At 39.0% G+C, this 26138-nt stretch carries 23 protein-coding genes; 22 read left to right on the forward strand and 1 reads right to left on the reverse strand.

All coding sequences use genetic code 11. The features are described 5' to 3' along the window. Positions 1-175: 175 nt before the first annotated feature. From EVJ48_06480 to EVJ48_06570, 19 genes are all read left to right on the forward strand, one after another. The gene (locus EVJ48_06480; protein RZV38609.1) at positions 176-523 is read left to right on the forward strand and encodes a hypothetical protein; all 348 of its coding nucleotides are present in this window, start codon (positions 176-178) and stop codon (positions 521-523) included. Continuing rightward, complete coding sequence (gene cobB, locus EVJ48_06485; protein ID RZV38610.1) at positions 516-2006, forward strand: hydrogenobyrinic acid a,c-diamide synthase (glutamine-hydrolyzing); 1491 nt, start codon at positions 516-518, stop codon at positions 2004-2006. Before EVJ48_06480 ends, cobB begins: the two co-directional genes overlap by 8 nt. 173 nt (positions 2007-2179) lie before the next feature. Continuing rightward, on the forward strand, positions 2180-3370 hold the full coding sequence (gene dsrA / locus EVJ48_06490) for a dissimilatory-type sulfite reductase subunit alpha (GenBank protein ID RZV38611.1): 1191 nt from the start codon (positions 2180-2182) through the stop codon (positions 3368-3370). A gap of 74 nt (positions 3371-3444) precedes the next feature. Continuing rightward, positions 3445-4530, forward strand: coding sequence for a dissimilatory-type sulfite reductase subunit beta (gene dsrB, locus EVJ48_06495; GenBank protein ID RZV38612.1), 1086 nt, complete (start codon positions 3445-3447; stop codon positions 4528-4530). Between the two features lie 55 nt (positions 4531-4585). Further along, positions 4586-4822, forward strand: coding sequence for a hypothetical protein (locus tag EVJ48_06500; GenBank protein RZV38613.1), 237 nt, complete (start codon positions 4586-4588; stop codon positions 4820-4822). Between the two features lie 122 nt (positions 4823-4944). Next, complete coding sequence (locus tag EVJ48_06505; GenBank protein ID RZV38614.1) at positions 4945-6657, forward strand: FAD-dependent oxidoreductase; 1713 nt, start codon at positions 4945-4947, stop codon at positions 6655-6657. Between the two features lie 76 nt (positions 6658-6733). Then, on the forward strand, positions 6734-7075 hold the full coding sequence (tusE, locus tag EVJ48_06510) for a TusE/DsrC/DsvC family sulfur relay protein (protein RZV38615.1): 342 nt from the start codon (positions 6734-6736) through the stop codon (positions 7073-7075). Between the two features lie 105 nt (positions 7076-7180). After that, positions 7181-7942, forward strand: coding sequence for a nitrate reductase (locus EVJ48_06515; protein RZV38616.1), 762 nt, complete (start codon positions 7181-7183; stop codon positions 7940-7942). A gap of 67 nt (positions 7943-8009) precedes the next feature. Beyond that, positions 8010-9497, forward strand: coding sequence for a (Fe-S)-binding protein (locus tag EVJ48_06520; protein RZV38617.1), 1488 nt, complete (start codon positions 8010-8012; stop codon positions 9495-9497). A gap of 132 nt (positions 9498-9629) precedes the next feature. Then, positions 9630-9980, forward strand: coding sequence for a sulfurtransferase complex subunit TusD (gene tusD, locus EVJ48_06525; GenBank protein RZV38618.1), 351 nt, complete (start codon positions 9630-9632; stop codon positions 9978-9980). 39 nt (positions 9981-10019) lie between these two features. Continuing rightward, complete coding sequence (gene tusC / locus EVJ48_06530) at positions 10020-10394, forward strand: sulfurtransferase complex subunit TusC (GenBank protein RZV38619.1); 375 nt, start codon at positions 10020-10022, stop codon at positions 10392-10394. A gap of 52 nt (positions 10395-10446) precedes the next feature. Further along, complete coding sequence (gene dsrH, locus EVJ48_06535; protein ID RZV38620.1) at positions 10447-10746, forward strand: sulfurtransferase complex subunit TusB; 300 nt, start codon at positions 10447-10449, stop codon at positions 10744-10746. A gap of 90 nt (positions 10747-10836) precedes the next feature. Then, a complete protein-coding gene (sat, locus tag EVJ48_06540; GenBank protein RZV38621.1) occupies positions 10837-12060 on the forward strand; it encodes a sulfate adenylyltransferase in 1224 nt (407 codons plus the stop codon). Positions 12061-12152: 92 nt separating this feature from the next. After that, positions 12153-12587 (forward strand): adenylyl-sulfate reductase subunit beta, encoded by a 435-nt coding sequence (aprB, locus tag EVJ48_06545; GenBank protein RZV38622.1) that lies wholly within the window; start codon positions 12153-12155, stop codon positions 12585-12587. An 85-nt stretch (positions 12588-12672) separates the two neighbouring features. Then, positions 12673-14577, forward strand: coding sequence for an adenylyl-sulfate reductase subunit alpha (aprA, locus tag EVJ48_06550; protein RZV38653.1), 1905 nt, complete (start codon positions 12673-12675; stop codon positions 14575-14577). 146 nt (positions 14578-14723) lie between these two features. After that, positions 14724-16019, forward strand: a complete 1296-nt coding sequence (locus EVJ48_06555) for a CoB--CoM heterodisulfide reductase iron-sulfur subunit A family protein (GenBank protein RZV38623.1) — start codon at positions 14724-14726, stop codon at positions 16017-16019. Positions 16020-16060: 41 nt separating this feature from the next. Beyond that, positions 16061-18367 (forward strand): hydrogenase iron-sulfur subunit, encoded by a 2307-nt coding sequence (locus EVJ48_06560; protein ID RZV38624.1) that lies wholly within the window; start codon positions 16061-16063, stop codon positions 18365-18367. A gap of 12 nt (positions 18368-18379) precedes the next feature. After that, on the forward strand, positions 18380-19546 hold the full coding sequence (locus EVJ48_06565) for a 4Fe-4S dicluster domain-containing protein (GenBank protein RZV38625.1): 1167 nt from the start codon (positions 18380-18382) through the stop codon (positions 19544-19546). A gap of 70 nt (positions 19547-19616) precedes the next feature. Further along, positions 19617-21728 (forward strand): sodium-translocating pyrophosphatase, encoded by a 2112-nt coding sequence (locus EVJ48_06570; GenBank protein RZV38626.1) that lies wholly within the window; start codon positions 19617-19619, stop codon positions 21726-21728. A gap of 99 nt (positions 21729-21827) precedes the next feature. On the opposite strand, the gene EVJ48_06575 is transcribed toward EVJ48_06570, so the two are convergent. Next, positions 21828-22292: a nucleoside deaminase gene (locus EVJ48_06575; GenBank protein ID RZV38627.1), complete on the reverse strand. Its 465-nt coding sequence runs from the start codon at positions 22290-22292 to the stop codon at positions 21828-21830. A 223-nt stretch (positions 22293-22515) separates the two neighbouring features. Here EVJ48_06575 and EVJ48_06580 point away from each other — a divergent pair, with 223 nt between their 5' ends. The 3 genes from EVJ48_06580 (at position 22516) to EVJ48_06590 (ending at position 26099) form a co-directional block, all read left to right on the forward strand. Beyond that, the gene (locus EVJ48_06580; GenBank protein RZV38628.1) at positions 22516-23430 is read left to right on the forward strand and encodes a lipoyl synthase; all 915 of its coding nucleotides are present in this window, start codon (positions 22516-22518) and stop codon (positions 23428-23430) included. Between the two features lie 92 nt (positions 23431-23522). Continuing rightward, positions 23523-24734: an aminotransferase class I/II-fold pyridoxal phosphate-dependent enzyme gene (locus EVJ48_06585; GenBank protein RZV38629.1), complete on the forward strand. Its 1212-nt coding sequence runs from the start codon at positions 23523-23525 to the stop codon at positions 24732-24734. Between the two features lie 63 nt (positions 24735-24797). Continuing rightward, positions 24798-26099, forward strand: a complete 1302-nt coding sequence (locus EVJ48_06590) for a homoserine dehydrogenase (protein RZV38630.1) — start codon at positions 24798-24800, stop codon at positions 26097-26099. The last annotated feature ends 39 nt before the right edge of the window (positions 26100-26138 follow it).

Genomic DNA, 26138 nt, shown 5'->3' on the forward strand with positions numbered 1-26138 from the left:
ATCCCTCTCTCTCCGCCATTTTATGATAAATGCAGAGATAATAATAAAGCAAAATTAAGACGGTACAGAGAGGGGTTCGAACAACCGAAGGGCGTTAGCCCGCAAGGGGGTTCGTCGCTTTTAGCGTCCGAAGGGCGCTCATCCCTCTCTCTCCGCCATTTACTCAGCCGCCTATATGAAATTTAAATACGATATAGAATATATTACGAAAATTACCAAACTGAGCAAAGAGTTTATACTCGAACTCCTTAAATATTTCGACGGACTTCCTTTGCAGGCTAAACTCGAAGCGTTTTATATAAGCAAAATAATAGAAGAAGACGATGAATTTGCTTTTCATCAGCACTACTTCGATAAAGACAGATCTGCCGAATATGAATTCGCTCTGTTCATCCTGGGTATCGAAAGGATATATTCCGTAGAACATAGAAAAGAAGAAGCGGAAGCTCAAGGGAAAAAACTTTCCTCGTATAAGATAAATTTGATTTCAAAAATTACGGAACTCAGGAAGCAGGATGATTAAGGTTGAAAATACCCAAAAATATAAAAAGAATAATAGAAATAATAATAGAAATATTATTAACGGAATTTACATTTCAGCCGCTAAAAGGAATTCGGGTAAAACTACTATTTCTATAGCTCTGTCGCGTTTGTTGAGCAACAGGGGTTTATCCGTCCAGCCGTTCAAAAAAGGCCCTGATTTTATCGATCCAATGTGGCTGAATATAGCTTCGAGAAACAGGACGTATAATCTGGATTTCTATTTTATGTCCAAAGATAAAATCAGGAAACATTTCTTAAAATATTCTTTAAATTCTGACATAAGCATAGTAGAAGGAAACCACGGCCTGCACGATTCGATAGATATTTACGGAAAATCGTCCAACGCCGAAATGGCGAAACTGCTGGGACTTCCCGTTATACTTATTATAGACGTAGGAGAATTAAACAGAGGGGTTGTTCCTTTAATATTGGGTTATAAAGAATTTGATAAAAATGTTGATATCAAAGGCGTTATTCTTAATAAAGTCCACAGCAAAAGACACGAGAAAAATTTGCTTAGAGCTATTAAATATTATACCGATTTAAAGGTCGTAGGCAACATACCCAATAATCCTGAATTTTCAATAAAACAGAGGCATCTGGGGCTTTTATCGACGATGTCGGGCGGCGAAATAGAATCGTTGGTGGACAAGACTTCCGCCGAAATTGCGAACTATATAGATTTGGAAGGTATAATAAAAATGTCGAAATTTGCTGACAAACATTATACCGATGCCCAAAAAAAACCTATTTTAAAATTAAACGCCGATAACGCAAAGCAAAAAAATAAAAGAAACGGCTTGATAAAAATAGGACTTGCTTTCGATAACGCTTTTAATTTTTATTATAACGAAAATTTGGAAGCCCTTGAAAATCTCGGATGCGAATTGATTAAATTTTCTCCAATCTCCGATAAGCATTTGCCGGATATCGACGCATTATATATAGGCGGAGGATTCCCTGAAATATTTTCCAATGAACTTCAAGATAATAAATCTATAAGAAATGAAATAAAACAAAAAATAGAAGAAGGTCTTCCCGTTTATGCAGAGTGCGGCGGACTCATGTATCTCTGCAAAAGCATTGCTTACGAAAATGGTTTTAACGAAATGACGGGCGTTATCGAAGCAGACGTAAAACTTACCAAAAAACCGAAGGGTCACGGATACACTAAATTAATGCCTTATTCATACGGAAAAGGAAAAAAAAGCCTCTGGTTCGATAAAATAAAATTAATAAAAGGGCATGAATTTCATCATTCTTTTTTAGAAATGGCTCAAGACAAATATGAATTAGTATTTAAAATGAAAAAAGGTTACGGAGTTGACGGCTTCTCCGACGGTATAACATATAAGAACGTTTTAGCCTGCTATACGCATATGTATTCTCCGTCTTCTCCGGGTTGGTTCAAAAACTGGGTTGCTTTTATAAAACAGATAAAAGCTATGTATATAAAAAAATAAAATAACGTTTAATTTTTTTAAAACGGTAAATTTTTTTATTGACAAATATAGCTATAAAATTGTATAAATAAAAATTGTAACTAAGTTTTAATTTATTTAAAAAATAATGCGTTTATATATTGGGGCATTATAATTATTCTAATTTTATTTTTTAAAATAAAGGAGGCTTTACTATGGGTAAAAAGCACCAGACTCCGCTTCTTGATGAACTTAAGAAAGGGAAGTGGATAAGTTTCGTCAGGGAAATAGAAAGAGCGGCAGAAAAGAGCGAAAGAACCGAAGACCTTTTGGGGCAAGTTGAAGAATCTTACCATGACAAAGTAAATCACTGGAAACACGGCGGCATGGCGGGCGTTAAAGGATACGGCGCAGGTATGGTCGGTAGGTTCAGCGAATATCCCGATAAATATCCGGGAATAAAAGAATGCCATTCTATGAGAATTATACCTTCAGCAGGTTTTTTCTATAATTCCGATTTTCTTAGAAAATTAGCCGATATTTCCGAAAAACACGCCGGCGGCTTGCTGAATTTTCACGGAGCTACCGGAAACATTCAGATACTTGGAATGTCTCAGGCAGAGGCTGAAGATGTTTTTCAGGCCGTAGCCGAACTAGGGTTTGACCTTGGCGGAAGCGGTTCGGATTTAAGAACGCCTTCATGCTGCGCGGGACAGGCAAGATGCGAATTTGCAAATTTCGACACAATGAAAATTTGCCGTCATTTAACGGAAGAATATTTGGACGAGCTTCACAGGCCTGCGTTTAATTATAAATTTAAATTTAAATTTTCCGGATGCGCTAACGACTGCGTTGCTTCTGCGGCAAGGTCAGATCTTGCTTTCATAGGAACATGGAAAGACAAAATAAAAATCAATCAGGAAGAAGTAAAAAATTATAAAAAGAAATTCAACGTTCAAAAATATGTTCTAGATAAATGTCCTACAAAGTGCATGTGGTTTGAAGGAGAAAACCTTGTTATAGACGACGAAAACTGCGTAAAATGCATGCATTGTATAAATGAACTGCCTAAAGCTCTTAAAGCCGGCGACGAAAGAGGCTGCTCTATTTTAATTGGTGCAAAAGCGCCTTTGGTTACCGGTCCTAGAATGGGTATGATGCTCGTTCCTTTTTACGACGTAAATGAAGATGCAAAGAACGATTACGAATGGATAAAATCATTAATTTCCAATATGTGGGAATTCTGGGATGAATACGGAGTCAGCAGGGAAAGAATAGGAGAGCTTATAGGAAGGGTTGGATTAAATACCTTCTTGGAAGGCATAGGATTAGAACCTATTCCTGAAATGGTCGAACATCCGAGAAGCAATCCGTTTATTAAATTTACCGAAGACGAAGAAGAATAGTTTTAAATTATAAAATTAAAACAATAAATTAATAATTAACTTATTTAGTATCACATATAAATTTGGAGGTTAATATGGCAGAAGAAGTTAAAAAGAAGAGACTTACCGATATTGGACCCCATGATTACAACGAATATTTGTCGCCGGTTATAAAAAATAATTACGGCAAATGGGCTTATCATGAGATTCTTGACCCAGGCACTATGGTGCACGTGGCGGAAAGCGGCGATAAACTATATACGGTGAGAATGGGTTCGCCTAGATTAGTCAGCGGCAGTTTCGTGAGGGATATTTGCGATATCGCCGATAAATACTGCGGCGGACACTTAAGATTTACGACAAGAAATAACGTTGAATTTTTAATAGAAGATGAAAAAAACGTCGAACCGCTTAAAAAAGACCTTGAAAAAATGGGATATAACGTAGGCGGCATAGGCAATATCGTTGCAAATATAGTTCATACTCAGGGATGGGTGCACTGCCACACTTCCGCAAGCGATGCATCTGGCGTCGTAAAGTCCGTTATGGACGAGTTGTATGAATATTTCGTCGAAGACAAACTTCCGTCAAAAGTAAGAATAGCGTTTGCCTGCTGTTTAAATATGTGCGGTTCTGTTTCGTCTTCGGACATAGCTATAGTAGGAACACACAGAAAACCGCCGAGAATCGATGCGGAAAGACTCAGGAATCTTTGCGAAATACCCAGCACTATTGCCGCATGCCCCACAAACTCTATCAGACCTGACACGGTTGACGGCAAACCGGGCGTAAAAGTAAACGAAGAAACCTGCGTATTCTGCGGAAGCTGTTATACCGTCTGTCCTGCTATGCCTATAGCTAACGCCGAAAACGACGGCTTATCGATTTGGGTCGGCGGAAAAGTATCCAATGCCAGAACTAAACCGACTTTCTCTAAATTAGCTATACCGTTTATCCCCAACGATCCTCCAAGATGGCCGGGAGTGGTAAACGCCGTTAAAACAATTCTTAACGAATATAAAAAAGGCGCAGAACCAGGTGAAAGAGTCGGCGAATGGATAGACAGGATAGGCTGGCCGAGATTCTTTAAGATTACCGGATTCCCGTTCACGAAATATCATATCGACGATTTCAGGCTCGGCGAAACTACTATGAACTATTCTTCGCATGCCAGGCTGTAGTTTTTCGATAAAATTATAAATTAAAACTAATGTTTAGTATCTAGGAGCTCATAATATGACTGATGAAACTAAAAAGAAAGTCGAAGATAAAATTTTAGGGCTTGTGACGGAATATGCAGGAAAAAAAAGGTTCAAGCCGATAGATATCGTCAAGGAAATGGAAAAGGAGTTTGCAAGCGAAGCTTTAACTAAAGACGATATTAAAGGAGCATTAAAAGACTTAATGGATGATGAAAAACTTGTTTACGGATATGCAGGCGGCAGTTTCCTGACGCTTCCGGAAAACAAGTAAATAATTAATAATAAAAAAACGTAACGGCGGAAATTTTATTTCAGCCGTTACGTTGAATAATAAATAGCGTTGGACTAAATTGAATCTGTCCGACTGAAAAATAAATAAAATAGGGAAAAATTATGCTTGAATTAAAAAAACCGAAAAAACCGGCAAAAATTGCGGCGAGTACAGGCGGCGGAATGTCTCAGTCGCCGTACAGACCTAAATACGTCGAAAAAAGACCCCCGTGCATGGATACTTGTCCTAATGGAACAAAGGTTAGAGATTATATTCAGCTTATAGCGCAGAGCGAGTCTTACGACAGGCCTGTAGACGACTCATTAAAACAGGCTTTTTATATGCTTACGGAGTCCAATCCTCTTCCTTCGACGACCGGAAGAGTATGTCCCCATCCGTGTGAAGACGCATGCAACAGAAAAGAAAAAGATACGCCGGTAGCGATTAATGCTATAGAAATGTTTGTAGGAGATTACGGAATAAAAAATAATCTTCAGTATAAAAAATTAACCGAAGTAAAAAGAAAAGAAAAAATTGCGATAATAGGAAGCGGTCCTGCAGGTTTATCTGCCGCATATCATCTTGCGTTAAGGGGATACGGCATTACTATTTTTGAAAAGTTTCCGGAAACAGGCGGATATTTAAGATATGGAATACCCCGTTTCAGGCTTCCGTTAGATATTATAGACGCGGAAGTCCAGCGCATTAAGAATCTTGGCGTTGAAATTAAAACCGGCGTCGGTATAGGCACTGACATAACGTTAGACAGTCTTAAGTCGGAATATGACGCCGTATTTATAGCTATAGGAACCCACGAACCTATAAAAATGAAGATGAAAGGCGCGGATTCTCCTAATGTTTATACCGGAATTGAATTTCTGCAGAAAGCGGCTTCCGGAGAAATTAAAGATGCCGGTAAAGAAGTGGTAGTTATCGGAAGCGACAGCGCAATGGATGCCGGAATGGTTGCAAAAAGACTCGGCGCCAACGTTACTTTTATATACAATAAAGGCACGGTTAACGATGCATCCGAAATAGAAGAAAAAGGTTCTACGGAAGTAAAAGAAGGACACGCCGAGGGAATAAAATTCGAATTTTTATTTGCGCTCGACGAGATAGTTACGGAAAACGGCAAAGCTGTTGCCGTAAAGCTTAAAAAAATGAAACTTTCGGAAAAAGATGCTTCGGGCAGGGTTCATCCTATAATAATAGAAGGCGGGCAGGAACTTAATTTAAAATTAGACACTTTAATATATTCTTTCGGTCAAAAGCCCGATTATAAAGGTTTAGAAAATCTGACTAAAAATCCGAATAACGAATTTTTAAAAGTTGACGATAATTATTTAGTCGCAGGCGAAGATAAAGTATTTGCCGGCGGCGATATATTAAGGTTCGGTCTCGTTACGGACGCTATAGGAATGGGAAGATATGCCGCATACGCTATACATAAAAAGTTTAGCGGAGAACAGGTTATTAACGACGAAAGAAGAGTTATAAAGTACGGCGACGCTGTAAACAGGGAAGGGAAAAATATGTATCTTGCGTATTTTCAGCCGGCCGAAAGAAAGAAGAGGACGTCCAGAGATCCTAAAGAAAGAGTTAAAGATTTTGAAGGCATTTTAAACGACCTTAATTTCGACGAATTAGTTTCGGAAGTAAAGAGATGCATGAGCTGCGGATTATGCTTCGACTGCGGCAGCTGTTTTGAATACTGCTCGCAGAGCGCAGTTAAAAAATTGCCGAAAGGTCAGCATTTCGAGTTTCACCTTGAGACGTGCAACGGTTGCAAAAAATGCGCCGAAAGCTGTCCCTGCGGTTATATAGATATGCTGTAAATGAAGCTTTTAAATATTTTTAAATATGATGTAATGAATTCAAATAAATTAAATTTAATTTTAATGGAGGTTATTTATGGCAAGTTTTGTTTATAACGGAAAAACGATAGAAACGGATGACGAAGGTTACCTTCAGAATCTTGGAGATTGGGACAAAGGTCTTGCTGAAGTTCTTGCGAAACAGGAAAATGTAGAATTAACCGAAAAACACTGGAAATTAATTGAATGGATAAGGGATTACTTTCAGAAATTTCAGGTTGCGCCTGCTATTAAATCGCTGACGAAAGAAGTCATGAGCCTTGAAAATTTACCGGACAAAAAAGAAGCAAATAAATTCATTTATGAATTATTTCCCGAAGGCCCGGCAAAACAGCTTGCAAAAATATCGGGTCTTCCAAAACCGACAGGCTGCGTTTAACGTAAAAAAGAGCTATGAAATAATCAAGCGGCTTTTTAAGCCGCTTGATTATTATATAAACACAAATAAAATAAAATTAAATTATTTATTCAGGGGGGAGTAAATATGGAACCTCTTAATGTAACCACCGCCATATACTTATTTATTACTTATTCGGTCGGTTTAGTTTTCGTTATAGGCGTAGTTTTAAGAATATATAAATATGCAACGACGCCTCAGCCTATTAAAATTATGCTGACTCCTGCTCCGCTAACTAAAAGCGGCGCATTTGCCAGAGTTTTGGGAGAAGTTTTTTTCTTTAAAAGTCTCTATAAATCAAATAAACCTACTTGGATATTCGGATACCTGTTTCATATTTCATTTTTTCTTTTGATAGCAATGCATTTTGCGCGCCATTTTGTATATACAAATCCTCTGCCTTCATGGTATAACTATTTCGTTATATCGGGTATAGTCTGCGGCATAGTTATGGTTATCTCTCTATTTGTTTTAATAATGAGAAGAATCGTGGTAGAAAGAGTAAAATTTATATCTCTTTTTCAGGATTATTTAATATTAATTTTATTAATGCTTATCGGTATAGCCGGTCTGTCTTTGAACTTTGCATTAACGCCTGCTGCTTTGACCGTGGTCGATAAACAGCTTGGTCCATATATGGACGGTCTTTTAACGTTTAAATTTACGAATATACCGTCAAATCCTTTATTTTTGATACATTATACACTGGTAATGCTTCTTATTCTATATATACCGTTTAGCAAAGTGATGCATTTCATCGGAATATTCTTTTCGCCGACAAGAAATATGGCAGATAATCCTATAGAAGAAAGATACTATCGTCCAAATGCAAAGGATCTGTCTATATAACAAAACATAAATTAATTAATAACCGTAATGTTAATTCAGTATACGAATTAATCGGAGGTATATACGTATGGCTAAACCGAAAAGTAAATATAAAGTACCGGTATTGGACGGAAATATTTCGATACCGAAGATAGTTCCAGGAGCATCTTCATATGAACATATGATAGGAGCGCAGAAAGAAGATATGGAAGCGCTCGGTTTTCCCGCGAAACTGCAAGACGGCTGGAAAGATAAAGCTCTTGGAGTATTTAAACAGATATTGGACCACAATAAGGCCGTTAGGGATTATATGGATATATGCGTAAGATGCGGAGCTTGCACTGATAAATGCCAGTTTTTTTTAGGAACGTCCGACCCTAATAATATGCCGGTTCAAAGACAGGAGTTGATGAGAAAGGTTTATAGATATTATTTTACGCCGTCCGGATTTTTTAAAAGCCTTTCAAATTCGCAGGAATTGACTGAAGAAGTTTTGAAAGAATGGTACACATACTTCTGGCAGTGTTCGGAGTGCAGAAGGTGTTCGGTGTTTTGTCCTTACGGCATAGATACGGCAGAAATTACAATGGCGGCAAGGCAGATTATGGACTCTATAGGCCTCGGACAAAAATACACTACAGAAGTTATTCACAAAGTATATACTACCGGAAACAATATAGGAATAAATGCCGCAGCGTTGAGAAATACTCTTGACGACTTAGAAGAAGAAATAGAAGAAGAAGGCGGAAAAGGTGTAAAAATTCCGATGGACGTAGAAGGAGCGGAAGTTTTGCTTGTTCCCCCGTCGGCTGATTTTTTTGCTATGCCGCATATGGAATCTCTGAAGGGATATGCAAAAGTGTTTCATAAAGCAGGTATAAGTTATACTGTTTCTTCCTATGCATCAGAAGCGGGTAATTTCGGAAAGTTTATAGGAAGTTATCAAAACACCAAAGAAATCAATAAAAGGATATGGGATGAGGCAAGAAGACTTAAGGTAAAGAGAGTCATTATAGGAGAATGCGGACATGCATGGAGAGCAGCCTATATGTATTCCAATACTATGAATGGTCCCTTCGATTTTCTTGATTCAAAATATAAACAGCCCACCCATATTTGCGAATTCACTTTAGGGCTTGTAAAAGACGGAGTTATAAAGCTAGATCCAACCGCAAACGACGATAAAGTCGTTACGTTTCACGATTCCTGCAATGTAGCGAGAGGTTCCAGAATAGGCGACGTCGTAGGCGGACAATTTACTATACCGAGAGAATTAATAAAAGCCGCCGCAAATAAATTCGTGGAATTAAGAGAAGGCACTACTAAAGAAAGCACTTTTTGCTGCGGTGGAGGCGGGGGATTATTGACTGAAGAAGTGATGAACGTAAGGCTGGCAGGTTCAATGCCGAGAATGCAAACGGTTAAAGAAGCGGTAGATAATCACGGAGTAAATTTTTACGCCTTGATTTGCGCAATATGCAAAACCCAGTTTTCCAAGGTATTCCCGTTGTACGGCTTAGATGCCGAAATGGTCGGCGGTATTCATCAGTTAGTCAGCAACGCTATAATAATGTAGTAAATTTCCGATTTGTTCGTATCAAGTTGTGACGGGGACAGAATTGAATTCTGTCCCTACGATTTGTGATGGTGACAGAATTGAATTCTGTCACCATAATATAAAAATAACTAGTTAACAGGGGAGGAATTAATGAAATTCGGCATTCTTATTAAAGAAGGCCCTTATATGCATCAGGCTATGGACACAGCCTATAATTTTATATTAGCGGCTATGGAAAGCGGGCATGAAATAACGGGCATATTTTTTTATAACGACGGAGTTTATAACAGATGTGCGACGCTTGAACCGCCGAGAGACGAAAGAAATATTATGAAACTCCTTACGGAATTAGAATTGAAAGGAGTCAGATTAATAGTCTGCGTTGCGGCCGGAAAAAGAAGAGGCATAGTCAATCAGACCGTATGTAAAGTGGAAGAAATATCCGGACTGGGACAATTGTTAGAACTGTGCATAACATCCGACAGAACTATAACTTTTTAATAAAAAATAAAAAAATATACTGAATAAAGGAGCCATAACATGTCAGAACAAGAAAAAACTAAAGTTATGTTTGTATGCAGAACCGCTCCGTACGGTACTATATACGAACAGGAAGCTATAGAAGCCATGGTTATGTTCGGCGCATACGAACAGGATATAAGCGTAACATTTACCGGAGACGGAGTATTTTCGTTGAAAAAAGGGCAGGATACTTCACTTCTGGGAAAGAAAAATTTTTCAATGACTTATCCTATATTAATAGACGACTTTGAAATTTCGCATATATACGTAGAAAAAGAGTCTCTCGAAGAAAGAGGTATGTCCGAAAGCGATCTTGCTACCGAAGTTGAGATAATAGACAGAAATACATTGAAGCAAAAGATGAGAGAAATGAAAGCGTTACTGCCGTTTTAAAAAATAAAAACCTAAATTTATTATGGAATAATAATTAAGGAGGAATTTAAAAGTGCTGCACATAGTAAAAAAATCTCCGTACGAATCTTCCGCATTCAGCGATGCGATAAACTACATAGAGCAAAACGATATAATGCTTTTAACCGAAGACGGAATATATGCCGCAAAAAAAGGCGGAAAATTTGAAGGAGCGTTAAAAAACCTTATGCAAAAAAATGCCGTTTACTGTCTTATAGCCGATATAAAAGCAAGAGGAATTCAGGAAAGCGAAATAATAGAAAACGTAAAAGTAATAGATTATAAAGGCTTTGTAGAAAAAGTTACCGAACATAATCCGATGACATGGGCGTAATTTTAAAATATAAAAAAATAAATGTTGACTTTTTAAACAAATAATATTAAATATATAGAATTCAATTTTAAAATATATACGGAGTAAAATATGGCTTTAGTAAATCCGCACGGTAAGGAAAAAAAGTTAAAACCCCTGATTTTGTCGGGAAGCGAACTCAGTTCCGCAAAAGAAAAAGCTAAAAATCTTAAAAAAATACCTATGACGTCAAGAGAAACATCCGACCTTATAATGATGGGAATAGGCGCATTTACGCCACTTGAAGGTTTTATGGGAAAAAAAGACTGGCAGGGCGTGGTGGATAATTATACTATGGAAGACGGCACGTTCTGGCCTATACCCATTACACTTTCCGCTTCAAAAGAAACTGCCGACGGAATTAACATAGGCGAAGAAGCCGCACTTGTAGATTCCGAAACTTCGGAAATTATTGGTATTATTAACGTATCGGAAAAATATACGATAGACAAAGCTCATGAATGTCAGAAAGTTTTTAAAACTACGGATATGGAACATCCCGGAGTTCAAAAAGTTATGGCTCAGGGAGACATCAATATCGCAGGAAAAGTAAAAGTTTTAAGCGAAAGCTATTATCCGACAGAATTTAAAGATATATATATGCGTCCGGCGGAAGTTAGGAAAATATTCGAGGAAAAAGGATGGAATACCGTAGCTGCATTTCAGACCAGAAATCCTATGCACCGTTCCCACGAATATCTTGCAAAAGTAGCGGTTGAAACTACGGACGGAGTGCTTATACACCAGCTAGTCGGAAAGTTAAAACCAGGAGATATTCCGGCGAATGTCAGAGCGGTAGCAATCAATACGTTGATTGACAAATATTTTGTTAAAAATACCGTAGTTCAAGCAGGTTATCCTATGGAAATGAGATATGCCGGACCCAGAGAAGCCCTGCTCCATGCCGTATTCAGACAGAATTACGGATGTTCTCACCTTATAGTGGGAAGAGACCACGCCGGAGTCGGCGACTTTTATGGCCCCTTTGACGCGCATAAGATATTCGACGAAATTCCCAAAAATGCGCTTGAATTAAAACCGCTAAAAATGGATCTTACCTTTTATTGTCATAAATGCGACGGCATGGCTTCGACGAGGACGTGTCCGCATCCTAAAGAAGACAGGCTTACGCTTAGCGGAACAATGCTAAGGAAATTACTGTCCGAAGGTCAGGAAGTCCCCGACCATTTTTCCAGACCGGAAGTTTTGTCTATATTAAAAGATTATTATGCTTCGCTTGCAAAAGAAGACAAGGTAGAAATTAAGCTTCACAAAGCGGCGAAAGGAGAAATTTAATTCAGTTATAATTTTATATTGCCGGCATAATATAAAGGCGACAATATATATTCTTATAAAAAAACAAAATATAAAATTAAGGAGGTATGGAAATGCCAAGTTTTGTAATTACGGAAAAGTGCGACGGATGCAAAGGCAGAGACAAGACTGCCTGTCAGTATATCTGTCCGAACGACCTTATGGTTTTAAATAAGGACATTATGAAGGCTTACAATCAAGAGCCAGACCAGTGCTGGGAGTGCTATAGCTGCGTAAAAATTTGTCCGCAGTCTGCCATCGAAGTAAGATCTTATCAGGATTTTGCGCCGTTGGGTGCGTCCGTTATTCCTATGAGAGGTTCCGATTCGATTATGTGGACGGTAAAATTCAGAAACGGAAAAATTAAAAGGTTTAAATTTCCGATAAGAACTACTCCTGAAGGCGGTATCGATCCGTATCATGGAATAGCCGAGGTAAACCAGGGCAGTTTGAAAGACGAGCGTCTATGCGACGAACTTGGGGTTGAACTTACGGCACCCAAGAAATAAAGAATTAAAAGACATTTTATTTATTTATAATTAAAATAATTTATAATTTGCGAGGATAAATTGTATGGCTGAAATGAAAGGTTCAATGACCAGCACCGAAGTTTTGAACAATTATACCATAGAAGAAATCAGTACCGACGTCTTAATAGTCGGGGGCGGTATGGTAGGTTGCGGAGCCGCATTCGAAATTAAAAAATGGGCGCCGAAAGATATGAAAATAACGATGATAGAAAAAGCTGCCATAGAAAGAAGCGGCGCGGTAGCAATGGGTTTGTCCGCTATTAACACTTATTTGGGAGATAACACGCCCGAAGATTACGTTAAACACGTGGCTAACGACCTTATGGGTATAGTCAGGGAAGACCTTATATACGATACAGGCAGGCACGTAGATTCTACCGTAAGACTTTTTGAAAAATTCGGACTTCCGATATTCAAAGAAGACGAAGACGACACAAGAACTATTGAAGAAGGCGCAAAACCTTTAAGAGCCGGAAGATGGCAGATAATGATTCACGGAGAGTCCTACAAAGTACTTGTTGCCGAAGCGGCAAGAAAAGCTCTCGGCGAAGAAAACATCAAGGAAAGAGTCTTTATTACCGAACTTCTTATGGACGAAAAGCATGAAAACAGAGTTGCGGGAGCAATCGGTTTCAGCTTAAGAGAAGCAAAGATATATATTATAAAAGCAAAAGCCGTAATTATGGCTTGCGGCGGAACGGTTAACGTTTTCAGGCCGAGGTCTCAGGCGGAAGGTATGGGAAGAACATGGTATGCAATATGGAATGCCGGTTCTACCTATGCTATGGGATATCAGGCAGGAGCCGAAATGACAACGATGGAAAACAGATTCGTTCCAAACAGATTTAAAGACGGATATGGACCCGTCGGCGCATGGTTTACGCTCTTTAAATCCAGAGTTTTAAATGCTCACGGAGAGGACTACATGCAAAAATGGGGACATATGCTGCAAGACTACGCTCCTTACGGACTAGCGAAAGTCCCCGCAACATGTTTATGGAACCATGTCATGCTTAAAGACTGGATGGAAGGAAACGGCCCGTTCTATATGAATACGTCAGGCGCTATGAAGACGCTTTTTGAAACCCTTCCCGAAAAGAGAAAGAAATCTCTTGAAGCCGACGCATGGGAAGATTTCCTTGATATGACGGTTGCGCAGGCCGGATTATGGGCATCTATGGATATAGATCCAGGCGAAACTAATTCCGAGGTTATGCCTACAGAGCCGTATTTCTTAGGTTCTCATTCCGGAGCTTGCGGAATGTGGGTTTCAGGACCAGAAGATTTAGCTCCTAAGGAATATCAATGGGGTTATAACCGCATGACGACCGTTAACGGCCTTTTCACCGGCGGAGACGGCGTTGGAGCATCCGGACACAAATTCTCTTCAGGTTCATACGTAGAAGGAAGAATTGCGGCAAAATCGGCAGTCAGGTTTGTACTTGACGATCCGGGCTTTACTCCGACGGTTCATACCGACAATAAAGTTCTTGCCGAAAAAGTGTACGGGCCGATGATAACTTTTGAAAAATTCAAAGACTATTCTACCGAGTCAAACGTAAATCCTAATTATATTAAACCGAGACTTTATTTGTTCAGATTGAATAAACTTATGGACGAATACGTCGCCGGTACTTCGACGTTCTACAGAACAAGCGAAGCCAGTCTTTTAAGAGGGTTAGACCTTTTAAACAGATTGAAAGAGGATGCGCCTAAACTTGCGGCCGCAAATCTCCATGAACTTATGAGAGCATGGGAAAATTACCACAGGTCTATAGTCGGCGAACTTCACTTAAGGCACGTACTGTTCAGAGAAGAAACAAGATATCCGGGATTCTATTACAGAACCGACCATCCGAAACTTGACGAACAGAACTGGAAGGTGTTCGTCAATTCAAAATTAAATAAAACGACCGGACAGCCGGAATTGTTTAAAAAGCCTTATATTGAAATCGTACCGAAAAACTAACTTAATATTTTATAAACACAATTTATAAAAAAATTAAGTCTATCCCCTTCTCTAAATAGAGAAGGGGATTTTAATATGTATAAAGTCTTTATATATTTTTTATATTATATTTAAATAAATAAAAACTTAGCAATGGAGATTTAAAGTTGAGCGAGCTAAATAATGAAAATGCCGTATTAATAATCGGCGGCGGGCATAGCGGCGTATCGGCAGCATTAGAAATTACCGAGGCGGTCGATAAAAAAGTATATATAGTAGAAAAAAAATCGTATATCGGCGGCAGGGTTCTCCAGATGTATAAGTATTTTCCAAAATTGTGCCCCCCCTTTTGCGGCTTTGAAATCAATACGAAAAGAATAAAGTCGTCTACCGAAGGAAATATAAATTTTTTAGTTTCTTCAAACGTCGAAGAAATAACAAAAGCGAAAGAAGGAACCGGATATAAAGTAAAAATAAAACAAAAACCGCAGTATATAAACGATAACTGCACGGTATGCGGAGAATGCGCTAAGGTTTGCCCTGAAGAAAGACCTAACGATTTCAATTACGGCATGGATAACACAAAAGCTATATATCTGCCTGCGATATCTTCTTTTCCGCTTAAATACAGCGTAGATGATAAATACTGCAAATTTTCGGCATGTAAAAAATGCGAAGAAGCATGCAGATACAGTGCTATCAACTTGGATGCAAAAGAGAACGTTATCGAATTAACCGTATCGGATATCATATTTGCAACGGGCTGGAAGCCTTATGAAGTTGAAAAATTAGAAAATTTGGGATACGGTAAATATAAAAACGTTATTACAAACGTAAAAATGGAAAGGCTTGCCGCAGAAAACGGTCCTACCGGCGGAAAAATTTTAAGGCCGTCCGACAGAAAGGAAGTTAAAAACGTGGCGTTTATTCAATGCGCAGGCTCAAGAAACGAGAACCATCTTCCATATTGCTCCGCAATTTGCTGCATGGCATCCTTAAAGCAGGCGATGTATTTGAGGGATAAAAATCCTGAATCCTCGCCGGTCATATTTTATATAGATTTAAGAACGCCGGGCAGATACGAAAATTTTTTAAACAAAGTTAAAAGCGACGAAAAAATAAAATTTAATAAAGGAGTAGTCGGCAAAATATCCGAAGACCATGAAACCGGCGACCTTCTTTTAGACGTCGAAGATATGATTTCCGGCAAAAAAAATAAAGTCAGGGCGGAAATGGTGGTTCTTGCCGCCGGAATGGCGTCAAACATCAAAGACGACCTTAAGGAAATAAAAATAGACGAAGATATTAAAATAGATATCGATGAAAACGGATTTATATTTAACGATAATTTTAAACAAGGAATATTTTCGGCAGGCGTAGCAAGATTTCCTCTGGATGTTTATATGTCGGGACAATCGGCGACGTCGGCGGCATTATCGGTAATTCAGCATAACGCAAAATAATAAAAGATATTATTATAGATATTATTTAGGAAGGAGTTAAAATGGATAATAATTTGGGGATTTATATATGTTCCGGCTGCGATATCGGAAAAAGTCTTAATGTGGAAAGATTAATCAATACCGCGAAAGATTCCAATAAGCCTTTAGTATGCGTAAGCCATGAGTTTCTCTGCGGACCGGAAGGCATAAATCTCATAAAAAACGATATTTCCGAAAAAAAGATAAATAAAGTAGTAATAGCCGCCTGTTCGATGCGCGCCAAACAGGACGTTTTTAATTTCGACCAGTTTACTATTCATACCGAAAGGGTAAACTTAAGAGAGCACGTTATATGGATAAGCCCGCCGAACGATAATAATACCCAGCTTCTTGCCGAAGATTATATAAATATGGGTGCATCGAGAGCAAAAAAATCTGCATTTCCGGAACCTTTAATTCAGGAGCTTAACAAAACCGTTCTCGTAGTAGGCGGCGGAGTTACCGGTTTAAACGCATCCGTCAACGCCGCAAAAGCGGGTTACGGCGTAATTCTTGTCGAAAAAAAGCAGAATCTCGGCGGATTTCCTTTTTCAAAATATAAAAAATGGGAAACCAAGCCGCCTTTCGATAAAAATACTTGGATAATGGAAGGATTAGGCGAGCTGATAAACGAAGCGGAAAAATCCGATAAAATAAAAATATATAAAAATTCTAAAATTAAGTCTATATCGGGAGCTCCCGGCAAATTCAACGTAGAAATAGAATCGTCGGAAGGAAATTCAGGTTCTGAGCCTGTTAAAGAGATTGCGGGTTCTATCGTCGTTGCCACAGGCTGGAAGCCTTACGACGCAAAAAAATTAGATAATCTTGGATACGGGTTAACGCCGGATATTTTAACAAACGTAGAATTAGAGGAACTTTTTTCCGAACTTTCAGACAACGGAAAATCCGAAAATTTTGCATTAAAAAGAAAATCGGACGGCAAGCCGGTTAAGTCGGTATTGTTTGTTCAGTGTGCGGGTTCAAGGGACGAAAATCATCTTCCTTACTGTTCGACCGTTTGCTGTATGTCTTCCTTAAAAGAAGCCGCTTTAATCAGAAAGAACAATCCAGATGCAAATGTTTACATTATATACAAAGATATGAGAACTATGGGCGAATACGAAAACTTTTACAGAAAAATGCAGGACGACGAAGGTATTTTTATGGTTAAAGGCATTGTATCCGGCGTATCGCTCGACAAGAGCGGAAATACCATTGGCGTTAAAGTAAAAGATACCCTCTTTGGAGGAGATATCGATATAAATACGGAAATGGTAGTTCTCGCTACGGGTATGGTTCCGAATTCCGGAGAGATAGAATTAAAAGATAATGCCGCATCTTTAAACGTAGGAAACATACAGTCTGCAAGCGGAGCATCCTGCCCGCCTTCCGTGCCCGTTTCGACGGCTCAGGTTCCGAAAAGCGGCTTGTTAAACCTTTCCTACAGGCAGGGTAAAGAAATGCCCGACCTTGTTTACGGATTTCCGGATTCAAATTTTATATGCTTCCCCTACGAATCAAGAAGGACGGGAATATATCCCGCCGGTTCGGTAAGAATGCCTTTAGATACGGTTTTTTCGGTTGACGATGCTAAAGGAGCGGTTTTAAAGGCTATACAATGCATCGAGCAGACTTCTAAAGGCAGGGCGGTTCACCCCCGTTCAAACGATACTACATACCCATTTTTTGACCTTCCAAGATGTACGCAGTGTAAAAGATGCACCGAAGAATGTCCTTTCGGCGCAATAGACGAAGACGAAAAAGGAACGCCGCAGTATAATCCGGAAAGATGCAGGAGATGCGGCATATGCATGGGCGCATGTCCCGTAAGAATAATATCGTTTAAAAATTATTCGCCGGATATTATAGGTTCTATGATTAAAAGCACGTACGTTCCGGAAGATCCGACCGACGAAAATTACAGGATACTTGTGTTTGCATGCGAAAACGACGCTTATCCTGCATTAGACGTACTTGGATTAAATAAAATGCAATTATCTTCCAATATAAGGGTTATTCCGGTAAGATGTCTCGGCTCTATAAATAACGTATGGTATGCCGATGCTCTTTCGAAAGGCATAGACGGCATTCTTTTGCTGGGCTGTAAATACGGAGACGACTATCAGTGCCATTTCACGAAAGGTTCGGAACTGGCTTCTTACAGAATGGGAAACCTGAAGGAAACACTTACAAGGCTTGTTCTGGAAGAAGAAAGAGTCAGGCAGGTTCAGCTCGAATATACCGACTATATGAAACTGCCGGAAATAGTCGAAGACTTCGTTAATAAAGTTAAATCTCTTGGACCAAATCCATATAAAGGCTTTTAAGATAGGGAGGATATTTTGAATAACACAGTTATTAAGACCGACAACGAGTTGGTTAAATATATAAAAGAAGTAGGCGAAAGCAATTTTAAAAAATGCTTTCAGTGCGGCACGTGTTCCGCGGTATGTCCTTTGTCGACGGAGGACAGGCCGTTTCCGCGAAAAGAAATGATAATGGCGGGATGGGGAATGAAAGAACAGCTGACCGCCGATTTAGACCCGTGGTTATGCTATTATTGCGGTGAATGTTCCAAGAACTGTCCAAGGAAAGCAGAACCGGGCGAACTTATGATGTCGCTGCGCCGTTTTTTAATAAGCGCATACGACTGGACGGGGATTTCCAAAATATTATATAAGTCTAAATATGCAGAGTACATCGCAATATTAATAGTAGCGCTGGGAGTTTTGCTTGAGTGGGCGGTTATATTCGGACTTCATCCTGCCGCCGGAGCGACTCTTGCGCAGGCGGTATCTCCTGATAAAGTAGATTATTTCTTTGACTGGCCTATATCGGCTTTTCTTGCAATTATGCTGACGTCTTTCATATACAATATGTACCGCAAGACGGTATTGAGCGATAAAAGCGTGAAAATCCCTTTGAGTCTTTACGTTACTGAGGCTTGGTCGTTAATATTCAATTTTTTTACGCAGTACAGATATGCAAAATGCGACGATTCCGAAGAGTCTGCATCAAAAAAACTTGCTTCGGGAAAGTATAATTTTTGGCTTGCGCATCTTTTTTTAATGATAAGCTATGTATCCCTGTTTGTAGCCATCGTTTTTTTCTTAGACTGGTTTCAAAGCGAAAACAGCATGCCGTATCTTCATATAGTTTTATTCGATTATTTTGCCAGTATAGGATTAATTTTCGGAACTATATATTTTATAATTAAAAGATTTTCTAAGAAAATAGAAAGAAGCAAATTTTCCCATCATACCGACTGGATGTTCGTAACGCTGTTGTTCTTAACCGCAGTCAGCGGAGTTTTGCTCAGGGCGGCTATAGTTTATAACTATTCGGTATCGGCTATTTTTTATATATACCTGATTCATTTAATGATATTATTTCCGATGCTTGTAATAGAAGTTCCTTTTTCTAAATGGTCGCATCTTGCTTACAGACCGGTTGCCGTATATTTTGCAAATTTAAAAGAAAAAGCTAAAAACCTAAGCAATAATTAATGCTTTAACATGTGTAATGTTAAAGAAATTTTAATAATAATTAAAAATTTAATTTAGGGGGTTTTAGGTTATGAGTCTATTTGACAAAGCAATGATTTTCGGAATTATTGCGGGTCTTATCGCCGTTATCTACAGCATAGCGGTAACGGTATGGGCTATGAAGCAGGACGAAGGTTCGGACAGAATGAAACAGATAGCCAAGGCTATTCAGGAAGGCGCCACGGCTTTTCTTAACAGACAGTACAGGACGGTAGCTATAGTCGGTATCATCATTTTCGTATTGATACTTATCGGCGGATTATGGGTGCCTCAGTTCGGACTTCTTACGGCATGCGGATTCGCTTTGGGCGCTTTTTTATCGGCATTGGCAGGTTACTTAGGCATGTTTAATGCTGTGCGAGCGAACATAAGAACTGCCCAGATTGCCCATAAAGGCGTAAAACCTGCATTGAAGTTTGCATTTAAAGGCGGTTCTGTTACCGGTTTAATGGTTTTAGGTCTCGGCGTACTAGGTATATCGGTTTTTATGTTAATCGGAAAACATACGAGCGGGCTTGAAGGTGTAATAAATTCATTGATAGGTTTCGCTTTCGGTTGCAGTCTTATTTCCGTATTTGCAAGGCTTGGCGGCGGCATATATACTAAAGCGGCAGACGTGGGTGCAGACCTCGTCGGAAAAGTAGAAGCCGGAATTCCGGAAGACGACCCAAGAAACCCCGCGGTTATTGCAGACCAGGTCGGAGATAACGTAGGCGACTGTGCGGGTATGGCGGCAGACGTATTTGAAACTTTTGCGGTTACAATTATTGCGTCTATACTGCTTGCATATTCGACATTTAAAGCAGGATTAAACGGAGGCGGCAGCGGTTTAATGCACGGTATACTTTACCCGCTTCTTTTGGGCGGCATCGCAGTTTTTACCTCGATAATCGGCGTATTTTTCGTAAGCGCTCCTACTAAAGAAAAAATTATGCAGGGTCTTTATAAAGGACTGTTTGTTACGGGAATAGTTTCCGCAGTTGCTTACTATTTCTTTACAATGGCTTTTATGAAGCATGTTGGAAACTATTCTGCAATGGATTATTATTATGCAGCTTTAGTAGGTCTTGTTTTAACAGGACTAATTATAGTAATAACCGATTATTTTACGTCGACTGAATTTTCTCCTGTTAAATCCATAGCGGAAGCATCTACTACCGGTCACGGAACTAATATTATAGCGGGTCTCGCAGTCGGACAAATGGCGACGGCGCTTCCCGTTATAGCGATAGTATTTGGAATTTTGATTTCTTATCACTTCGCAGGCTTTTACGGCGTAGCAGTTGCCGCTTCCAGTATGCTTTCAATGTCCGGTATGGTTATCGCCGTAGATTCGTTTGGGCCTATAACGGATAACGCAGGCGGCATAGCCGAAATGAGCGAACTTCCGGAAGACGTCAGGGAAACCACCGACGCTCTTGACGCAGTCGGCAATACGACAAAAGCAGTAACGAAAGGATATGCAATAGGCTCGGCGGCTCTTGCGGCTATCGTTCTTTTCGGGGAATATTCTAATTTGATACAAAATGGTTACGTAAAAGCTGGACTAGAAAAAATATCGTTTTCGATACATCAGCCTATGGTGCTGATAGGACTTTTCCTTGGCGCGATGCTTCCTTATATTTTTGCTTCACTTGCAATGAAGTCGGTCGGTAAAGCTGCCGGCGACATAGTAGTCGAAGTCAGGAGACAGTTTAAAGAAATTCCCGGCATTATGGAAGGAACCGGAAAGCCTGAATACGGCAAATGCGTCGATATAGTTACGAAATCTTCCTTAAGGGAAATGATACTTCCTGCATTTATTCCGATTGCGGGTCCGATAGTATTCGGTCTTACGATGGGACCTCAAGTTCTTGGCGGTATATTATTGGGAACTATTATATCAGGTCTTTTTGTCGCTATATCTATGACGAGCGGCGGAGCGGCATGGGATAACGCAAAAAAACTTATAGAAAAAGGATTTGAATATAACGGGCAGACGTACCGCAAAGGCAGCGAAGCACACAAAGCCGCAGTTACAGGCGACACAGTCGGCGATCCTTACAAAGATACCGCCGGTCCTGCAATTAACCCGATGATTAAGGTCGTCAACATTTTCACGATTTTAATAATACCCATAGTTTTATTGCTCTGGGCGCATTAATATAAATAGTAATAAACAATAAAAGCAAAAAAACAAAAAAGTGGTCAGATTAATTTAATCTGACCACTTTTTTGTCGGATTAATTTTACGCTAAACCCATCAGCTTACAGATTTATTATACCTTATATTTTCGCGTTTCGATTTAAAAAACGACTTTAACAGCCTTGACGATTCTTCATTCATTATGCCGCCTATAATTTCGATTTTTCCGCCCAAAATAGAACTTGAAACGCCGCCTTTCGGGTCTGACGCTCCGTAAACTACTTTGCCGATTCTCGATAAAAGAATAGCGCCGCAGCACATTATGCACGGCTCAAGAGTAACGTAAAGCGAACATTCGTCTAAACGCCAGTTGCGAAGTTTTTTTTGCGCCGCTAAAATAGCATTTATTTCGGCGTGCATAATACAGGAAATATTGCTTTCGACCGTGTTAAAAGCGGAAGAAATAACCTCGCCGCCGCCGCTTATTATAACCGCTCCAACCGGAACCTCGTCGCCGTCCAGCGCTTTTTCGGCTTCCTTTAAAGCAAAATTCATAAAATATTTATCGTCAAATTTATTCATTCTTGATATATTATTATATAAATTTATCGAAAATTTAAAAACCTTTAAAATTAGTAAAATAAAACATTCAAAATACGATTGAAATTTATAGACGTTTTATGTATTATTATATAACGGATAAGCTGTATATTAATATGATAATATATATGGCAGAATAAATAAAAAAACGATAAAATAATATAATAATAAGCGCATTAGATTAAATAGATAATGCGGATATAAAATGAACGAAAGACTCCCCGATTATTTAAAAAAAGAGATTCTAAAAATCAAGTCCAGAAAAGATATTTTCGAGACGTCTAAAATTATTAAGGAAAAAGAGCTTAATACCGTCTGTTCTTCGTCCAGATGCCCGAACCTGCATCTCTGCTTTTCAAATAAAACAGCAACTTTTCTGCTTCTCGGCAACAAATGCACAAGAAAATGCCCCTTCTGCAATATAGAGCATATGGATATAGAAACACGATACACAGAACCTGCCTCGCATGCGCTTTCATCGGCAACCGCCGCCGTCGATACTCTCGAACCTCAAAAAGTAGCATATGCCGTAAAAACCCTTGAATTAAAACATGCCGTAATAACAATGGTTACAAGAGACGATTTATATGACGGAGGCGCCGATATTTTGATTAAAACCATAAAAGAAATAAGAAAAACTAGCGACTGTAAAGTCGTAGAAGTTTTAACGTCCGATTTTAACGGAAACATTAAGTCCGCGTTAGACGTTGCCGAAAGCGGTGTAGATATTTTCGGACACAACATGGAAACGGTAGAAAGGCTTTATGCAGATATCAGGCCTTCAAGCTCATATAAGAGGTCTTTGAACCTGCTTAAAACAGTAAAACAAGAAAAGCCGGATATCGTTACGAAATCCGGTATTATGGTCGGGCTTGGAGAAGACGACGGCGAAGTTTTTCAGACTATCGACGATATGATAGATAACGGCGTAGAATTTATTACGATAGGACAGTATTTAAGACCATCACTTGAAAATATTCCCGTACAAAGATACATTCCTTTAAATAAATTTATAGAATATAAAAATTATGCAAACAAAAAAGGCGTAAAACAGGTGTTTGCCGCTCCGCTTGTAAGAAGCTCTTTCGGCGCCGAAAAGTTTTTTAAGCACTCGTATTAAAAACGCACCTCATTTTATTATTTATTTTATCTGAGCAAAATAATATAATATAAAACTATTATATTATTTATATAATTTCGGAGAAATTTATCATGACAGAAGATTTTGAGACTATTAAAAGGCTTCCGCCCTATGTTTTTGCCGAGGTAAATAAAATAAAAATGGAAGCCAGAAAAAGGGGCGACGATATTATAGACCTCGGAATGGGCAATCCAGATTCTCCTACTCCGGATTATATAATAGAAAAGCTGATAGAAGCATCGAGGCATCCTAAAAATCACAGATATTCGGTATCCAGAGGAATTTATAAACTTAGGCTTGCCATAGTAAATATGTATAAGAGAAATTACGGCGTCGAACTCGATCCGGACTCCGAGGCTATCGTTACTATGGGTATAAAAGAAGGATTGAGCCACCTTATGCTGGCGATTATAAATAAAGGCGACGTAGCCTTCGTGCCGAACCCTACTTATCCTATCCATGCATACAGCGTTATTATTGCGGGAGGAGACGTCAGGAGCATACCTTTAATTCCGGGCGAAGATTTTTTTGAACATCTTATGACGGCGCTTAAACAGACTTGGCCTAAACCGAAGGTTATCGTTTTAAGTTTTCCTCATAATCCTACTACCGTCACCGTAGAACTTGATTTTTTTGAAAAATTAGTCGATTTTGCCAAAGAAAACAACATATATATAATACATGACAATGCATACGCCGATTTGACTTTCGACGGATACAAAGCTCCCAGTTTTTTACAGGCAAAGGGCGCAAAAGACGTAGGAATAGAATTTTTTTCTATGTCGAAAAGCTACAGTATGGCGGGGTTCAGGGTAGGTTTTGCGCTGGGCAATCCAACCCTTATAAATGCGCTTTCCAGAATAAAAAGCTATTTGGATTACGGAATGTTTCAGCCTATACAGATAGCTTCCATAATAGCCCTCAACGAAGAAATGGAACATAACGCCGTAAGCGATATGGTTTTGCACTATAAAAAAAGAAGGGACGTACTTATAGAAAGTTTCAGGTTTGCCGGCTGGCACATAGAAAAACCCAAAGCTACCATGTTTGTATGGGGTAAAATACCGAGCCGGTTTCTCGATGCGGGAATTAAATCGCTCGAATTTTCAAAATTATTATTAGATAATGCAAAGGTTGCGGTTTCTCCGGGAATAGGATTCGGAGAATACGGCGACGAATACGTCCGCTTTGCTTTAGTGGAAAACGAGATGAGGATAAGACAGGCGTCTAAAGGAGTAAAACATTTCATAAATAACGAAGAGTTTATACGCAAAGCCGTTTAAAACAATACTTTTTTTATTGTAAATATTCATTAAATTATATAAATTATGTTAAAACTATAAAATATGAAAAAATCTGTCAACATTGGACTTTTTGGTTTCGGTACCGTCGCTTCAAGTTTTTACCACATTTTTTCCGAGCAGAAAAATGAAATCGACGGCGTATTTTCGGTTCCGGTTAATATAAAAAAAATATTTACCCGCGGCGGCAGCCATCCTGTACCGGAAAATATTAAAAAACTCCTCGTTAAAAGCGCCGCCGATATAATAGAAGACAAAGAAATAGACATCGTAATAGAGCTTATAGGCGGAATAGAACCGGCAAAAAGTTTTATTCTTCAGGCTATTTCAAGCGGAAAAAATATAATTACTGCAAATAAAGCTCTTCTTGCGGAACACGGAGAAGAGATATTTAAAAAATCAGCCGCAAAAAAAGTGCATATAGGATTTGAAGCTGCCGTCGGCGGCGGTATTCCTATATTGCGTTCTATCAAAAACGGACTTGCGGGCGACGAAATTAAATCGGTCTATTCTATAATAAACGGAACGTCGAATTTCATACTATCGAAAATGACTAAAGAAGGCGGAAAGTTTGAAGACGTTCTTAAAAAAGCGCAGGAAAAAGGATATGCCGAAGCCGACCCGTCTTTAGACATAAACGGCACGGACAGTGCCCATAAACTTGCTATTTTAGGCAGGCTGGCGTTTTCGACGAGCCTGTCTATGGACGATATTATAATAGAAGGCATTGAAAATATAACGCAGTTAGACATCAGTTTCGCAAAAGAACTCGGCTACGTTATAAAACTTTTGGGCATTCTCAAAAACGAAGACTCCAAAATAGAAATAAGGGTTCATCCTACTTTAATTCCGTCTTCGAGCATTATATCGAAGGTTGACGGCGTTTTTAACGCATTTCTAGTCAATACTAAATTTGCCGGACCGTTAAGCCTTACCGGTTACGGAGCCGGAGGAAATCCTACCGCCAGCGCCGTCATGGGAGATCTGGTAGAAACTATTTCCGGAATAATAAACGGCGAAAGCAGGCATGATTTTATTATGTCTAAAGTTAAAAACAGACTTAATATAAAAACAAAAAAAGATATAATTTCAAGGTATTATTTAAGGTTTTCGGCTATGGACAGACCGGGAGTGCTGTCTAAAATATCCGGTATTCTCGGAGAAAATTCTATAAGCATCAGCTCGATGATTCAAAAAGGCAGAAAAGTCGAAGGCTCCGTTCCTATAGTAATCACCACTCATGAGGCAAACGAAGCCGAATTGTTTAAGAGCGTAGAAAAATGCGACAAATTAGACGTTATTACGGCTAAGACTATGGTTTTAAGGATAGAAGACAAAATCGAGTAATTCAAACAAATAAAACAAATCAATCAAAAAATAACTCAT

The sequence above is a fragment of the Candidatus Acidulodesulfobacterium acidiphilum genome (assembly GCA_008534395.1).
GTDB classification, from domain to species: Bacteria; SZUA-79; SZUA-79; order Acidulodesulfobacterales; family Acidulodesulfobacteraceae; genus Acidulodesulfobacterium_A; species Acidulodesulfobacterium_A acidiphilum.

Coding starts and splice junctions, on each gene's coding strand:
- EVJ48_06590 (RZV38630.1), top strand. CDS start 24,798: ATGAAAAAATCTGTCAACATTGGACTTTTTGGTTTCGGTACCGTCGCT.
- EVJ48_06520 (RZV38617.1), top strand. CDS start 8,010: ATGGCTAAACCGAAAAGTAAATATAAAGTACCGGTATTGGACGGAAAT.
- tusE (RZV38615.1), top strand. CDS start 6,734: ATGGCAAGTTTTGTTTATAACGGAAAAACGATAGAAACGGATGACGAA.
- EVJ48_06515 (RZV38616.1), top strand. CDS start 7,181: ATGGAACCTCTTAATGTAACCACCGCCATATACTTATTTATTACTTAT.
- EVJ48_06560 (RZV38624.1), top strand. CDS start 16,061: ATGGATAATAATTTGGGGATTTATATATGTTCCGGCTGCGATATCGGA.
- EVJ48_06575 (RZV38627.1), bottom strand. CDS start 22,292: ATGAATAAATTTGACGATAAATATTTTATGAATTTTGCTTTAAAGGAA.
- dsrB (RZV38612.1), top strand. CDS start 3,445: ATGGCAGAAGAAGTTAAAAAGAAGAGACTTACCGATATTGGACCCCAT.
- tusC (RZV38619.1), top strand. CDS start 10,020: ATGTCAGAACAAGAAAAAACTAAAGTTATGTTTGTATGCAGAACCGCT.
- aprA (RZV38653.1), top strand. CDS start 12,673: ATGACCAGCACCGAAGTTTTGAACAATTATACCATAGAAGAAATCAGT.
- dsrA (RZV38611.1), top strand. CDS start 2,180: ATGGGTAAAAAGCACCAGACTCCGCTTCTTGATGAACTTAAGAAAGGG.
- EVJ48_06500 (RZV38613.1), top strand. CDS start 4,586: ATGACTGATGAAACTAAAAAGAAAGTCGAAGATAAAATTTTAGGGCTT.
- cobB (RZV38610.1), top strand. CDS start 516: ATGATTAAGGTTGAAAATACCCAAAAATATAAAAAGAATAATAGAAAT.
- EVJ48_06505 (RZV38614.1), top strand. CDS start 4,945: ATGCTTGAATTAAAAAAACCGAAAAAACCGGCAAAAATTGCGGCGAGT.
- EVJ48_06570 (RZV38626.1), top strand. CDS start 19,617: ATGAGTCTATTTGACAAAGCAATGATTTTCGGAATTATTGCGGGTCTT.
- EVJ48_06480 (RZV38609.1), top strand. CDS start 176: ATGAAATTTAAATACGATATAGAATATATTACGAAAATTACCAAACTG.
- aprB (RZV38622.1), top strand. CDS start 12,153: ATGCCAAGTTTTGTAATTACGGAAAAGTGCGACGGATGCAAAGGCAGA.
- EVJ48_06580 (RZV38628.1), top strand. CDS start 22,516: ATGAACGAAAGACTCCCCGATTATTTAAAAAAAGAGATTCTAAAAATC.
- sat (RZV38621.1), top strand. CDS start 10,837: ATGGCTTTAGTAAATCCGCACGGTAAGGAAAAAAAGTTAAAACCCCTG.
- tusD (RZV38618.1), top strand. CDS start 9,630: ATGAAATTCGGCATTCTTATTAAAGAAGGCCCTTATATGCATCAGGCT.
- EVJ48_06585 (RZV38629.1), top strand. CDS start 23,523: ATGACAGAAGATTTTGAGACTATTAAAAGGCTTCCGCCCTATGTTTTT.